The organism is Accumulibacter sp. (assembly GCF_029255285.1).
Taxonomy (GTDB): Bacteria; Pseudomonadota; Gammaproteobacteria; order Burkholderiales; family Rhodocyclaceae; genus Accumulibacter.
The window spans coordinates 1-4,078 of sequence record NZ_JAPUVI010000076.1 but is presented as its reverse complement, the minus strand read 5'-3'; the positions used below and the strand labels follow the sequence as shown (position 1 = coordinate 4,078).

At 62.9% G+C, this 4,078-nt stretch carries 3 protein-coding genes and 1 pseudogene; 2 read left to right on the top strand and 2 right to left on the bottom strand.

From position 1 onward, the window contains the following. A pseudogene (locus tag Q1M07_RS09135) lies at positions 1-133 on the top strand (IS630 family transposase); the annotation flags it as partial. Positions 134-161: 28 nt separating this feature from the next. On the opposite strand, the gene Q1M07_RS09130 reads toward Q1M07_RS09135, so the two are convergent. Together Q1M07_RS09130 and Q1M07_RS09125 are read right to left on the bottom strand one after the other, a co-directional pair. Further along, complete coding sequence (locus Q1M07_RS09130) at positions 162-3,002, bottom strand: EAL domain-containing protein (protein ID WP_300453217.1); 2,841 nt, start codon at positions 3,000-3,002, stop codon at positions 162-164. Next, the gene (locus Q1M07_RS09125) at positions 2,968-3,513 is read right to left on the bottom strand and encodes a prepilin-type N-terminal cleavage/methylation domain-containing protein (protein WP_288129625.1); all 546 of its coding nucleotides are present in this window, start codon (positions 3,511-3,513) and stop codon (positions 2,968-2,970) included. Before Q1M07_RS09125 ends, Q1M07_RS09130 begins: the two co-directional genes overlap by 35 nt. Before the next feature lie 304 nt (positions 3,514-3,817). On the opposite strand from Q1M07_RS09125, the gene Q1M07_RS09120 reads away from it, so the two are divergent. Beyond that, positions 3,818-4,078, top strand: a 261-nt coding sequence (locus Q1M07_RS09120; protein WP_300453214.1) for a hypothetical protein, incomplete at its 3' end; no start/stop codon positions are given.

The window sequence follows — 4,078 nt, the reverse complement described above, 5'->3', positions numbered from 1 at the left end:
TCGCTCCTTCCTGCGACATATCCGGGTCACCTCTGTGGACGAACTCAAGACACGCATCCGCCAAGGGATCAATGAGATGAATGCGGCCCCAGTCGTCTTTCGTTGGAAGAAGTTCGATCTCGCCACGGCCTGATCTTTATATGTTTTATCGGAACGAACTACTAGACGAGCCGGGATCTCCGTTCCTCCTGGAAGGCGACGAAGGCTGCCGGCAGAAGCGGTTTGCTGAACAGGTAACCCTGGAACAGATCGCATCCCATGGTGCCGAGCACGCGCGCCTGTTCGCTCTCCTCGACGCCCTCGGCGACGACCTTGAAGCCGAGCGCTTTGGCGAGCGAGATGATCTGTCCGACGATCGTCCGTTTGCGTTGGTCGGTCAGAAGGTCCGTGATGAAGCCGCGATCGATCTTGAGGACGTTGGCCGGCAGATTGGTCAGGTAGACCAGCGAAGAATAGCCTGTGCCGAAGTCGTCCAGGGCGATGCTGATGTTCATCGCGCGCAACTCGGCGAGCGTTTCATTCACGCTTCCAGCGTTGTCGATGGCCGTTGATTCGAGGATCTCGAGTTCCAGCCGGTCCGTTCCGAGTCCATTTCTCGTCAGCGCCGAACGCACTTGCGAGATGATTTCATTGGAGCGGAACTGCGCCGGCGACGCATTGACCGAGACGCAAATCGGCGACACCTCCTCGGCATCCCATGCCGCCATCTGGGCGCAGGCGGTCTCGATGACCCACTGGCCCAGGACGGAATCGAGGCCGACCTCGTCGATCAGGGAAACGAAGCGGGCCGGAGAAACCAGCCCCAGTCTGGGCGACGCCCATCGGATCAACGCCTCGGCGCCGACGACACGGCCGGACGTGGCCTCGATCTTGGGTTGGTAGACGAGGAAGAACTCGTCGTGGTCGAGGGCCTTGCGCAGATCCTGCAGCATCTCGAAGCGTGCCTTGGCCGCCGCGTTGAGCTGCTCGGAATAGAACCGGTAGCCGCCCTGGCGGGCACGCTTCGACTGATACATGGCGGCGTCCGCGTTCTTCATCAGTTCCTCCATGTCCGCCCCGTTATCGGGATAGATGGCGATGCCAATGCTGGCGGCGATGCTGACGGTGCGGGCGTGCAGCTCAACCGGCCGGGCCAGTTCGGTGTTGAGGGTGGTTGCCATGCGGTCCACGATCGTGGCGGTATCGGGAGCGGGCAGATCGACCAGCACGACGACGAATTCATCGCCGCCGAGTCGCGCAACCGTGTCGGTATGGCGGGCCACCTTGGCGAGTTTCTCGGCGCAGGAGACCAACAGGGCGTCACCGGCGCTGTGGCCGAGGCTGTCGTTGACATCCTTGAAATTGTCGAGGTCGATGAGCAGCAGGGCGACCGCGAGCTTTCCGCGCTGTGCCCGCAGCAGCGACTGGTGGACACGGTCACGCAGCAGGGTGCGGTTGGGCAGACCCGTCAGCGCATCGAAGTGAGCCTGGCGGTAGAGTTCGTTCCCCCACGCGATGCTGACTGCCGCGGAGGCCAGGCGGTCTGCCAGGCTGCGTCCAGCCTGGGTGATCTCGTCCGTGTCGGGCAGTGGCCGGCGATAGGCGAGGACGAGCACGCTGTCGCAGCGTTCTTTGAGATGTGCCGGGAAAAGCACGGCCTGGGTGGCGCCGCGATCGGCAAAGAATGCCAGGTCCTGGGTATCGGGCTGGCGCAGGTCAAGCAGCAGGGCGGTCTCCTCGCCCTCGAGGCGCCTGCAGAGTGCGCGGTCGCCGCCGACCCGACGCGTTTGTTCGAGCGAGGTCTCCCCGGCGTCGATGGCCCAGACCAGTAGATCCCCGGCGCCGTCGAAACGCAGGACGCCGGCTAGATCGCAGGGCAGGCACTGCGGGGTGCGCTGCAAGAGCAGCCGGATGACCGACTCCATCTCCGAGACGTTCAGGATCGCCCGATCCAGTTCGGCAAGCGCCTGCAGGAGGTGGAACTTGTGGTTCAGGTGATCCGACATGCTGTTGAATGCCTCAGCCAGTCGCGAGAACTCGTCGTTACCGCTCACCTCCACCCGATTGGCGAAATTTCCTTGTGCCAGATGCTCGGTGTGCCGCGTCAGATCCTCGAGGGGGCGCATCTGGCGACGAATCTGGATGAGCGCCAGCCACACCGCCATCGCCATGGCAAGGACGGCTACCGCGGGGAACAGCATGCGGAACTGCGTCAGCGCGGCCAGCGCGTTCGCGCGGCTGTCGCTGACGACCACGATCAGCCCTTCGTGAGCAAACGTGGCCGTCAGCGGAGCGTGCCAGAATGCTGCCAGGTGTTCTTCGCCGTTCACCTCCCACGCGAAGACGCCCGCGTGCCTGGCCTGTCGCTCGTCGACAGACCAGCGCGCCGGGGGCGGCACCGGGAGCCCGGGCGAGCAATGCAGAGGTTGCCCCGCCAGCGTCAGGACGCAGTAGGTTTCACCTTCGTGATCGTGTTGCCAGAGACGTTCGCCGGCGACCATCACCCGAAAGTGGTCCGCGGATCTTGCATGCGCGATGGTCATCAGGGCGTCGCCTGCAGGCGTCAGCTGCAGGAGTACGCCGGACTTTTTCAGGTGCTCGAGTTCTTCCGGGCGGAGCTTGAGAAGGGTTTCCGGCTCGACGACTGCGAGTGACTCGATCGTGCTGTCTTTCCGCAGCAGCGGGTTGCGGTCGTCCGGCTTCTGGCTGGCCTCATCGGTCTGCGCGGCGAGTTGCAGGTGGAGCGTCTCGGCACGCCAGACCAGCCGCTGAACGAGGCTCATGCCGAGACCTTTCGCGTGCGCCTCGAGGCTTCGGTAGTTGAGCGCGAGCAGGGTGTCGCTCGCCTGATGGTAGACAAGCAGTCCCAGACCGGTCGCCGGCAGCATGGCCGCGAACAGGAACAGCAGCAACAGCCGCTGCGCCACGCGACTGCGCAGGGCCGTTCCGGGCAGACCAGGGATGACCCGAGCGGGGCGATTCCCGATCCTAGTGATCCGTCGCCAGGCCAATGAAACGGCCATTGTCCGCGCGCACGACGTCATCCCGGGCCTTCGCACCGGTCAGTGGCTTGACCGTTTGGCCATCCTTGCCCATGCTGTAGAGGTCGAAGTCGCTGTTGAGCGGGTTCAGGTTCTTGTCCTTGCGCACTTCTCCCTTTTTCGGCGCCGGGACGATGTCGATCGCCAGGTATTGATAAGGATTTTTCCAGGGATCGTTCGGCAAGGGGCCGAGGACGTTCAGGCTCGCCGGGTATTGTCTGTTGTCTTCCCAGTAGCGCTTCAGACTGGCCGCGATCGCGGCGATTTCCATCTGCGCCTTGGAAATCCTTGCCTTCTCGACATATTCCAGATAGCTCGGGATCGCGATGGCGGCGAGCGCACCGACGATGATCATCGCGATCAGTATTTCAAAAAGCGTGAAACCCTGTTTCCTGGCTCGGACCATCAGAGCGGTGGTCGCATGGCGTTGGCGACGAATGGCGGCCGCGACAAGTGGCACAGGCTTCGGCGGCAATTTTTCGGTGGCAGACACGCAACGGAATTCCTATGGTGATCACGGGCAAAGTGTAGCATGGGCCGACCTCGGAGCAAGCGTCGTTCAGTGCTCCCTGCCGTCCGCCCGCGGTTGCACGAGAATGGGGATGTCTGGCCGACCACGTTTTTCCGCGACTGCCGGTCCGCCAGTGGGTGTTGTCGGTTCCCAAGCGGCTGCGTTATCACCTCGAACACGATCCGGCGATCGAAACTTTCGATTACATGGCCGTCGGCTCCTGGCCGAAAGTTGCCATCCAGCCATTTTGGCCCACCGTCGACCTGGCTGCCACGCCGTATGTACCATGACATTTTCCAACCACGGATTGCACGGAACGGGCTATCCGCACTCTGATCCAGCCAACCGTGGATTGCACAAAACCCAGGACTATCACCTTGGCTCGCAATGGGCCGACGTGCGTGCTTTCCGCGCCGCACTGAAAACCCGCTGGTGCGTTGGTGATACCATCAAGAACCTGCACACCCGCGTTTCGCAACTGGAAGATGCCATCCGTACCGCCAGCACGCTGGAAACCCAGCGCCTCACCTATATTCTCTCGACCATC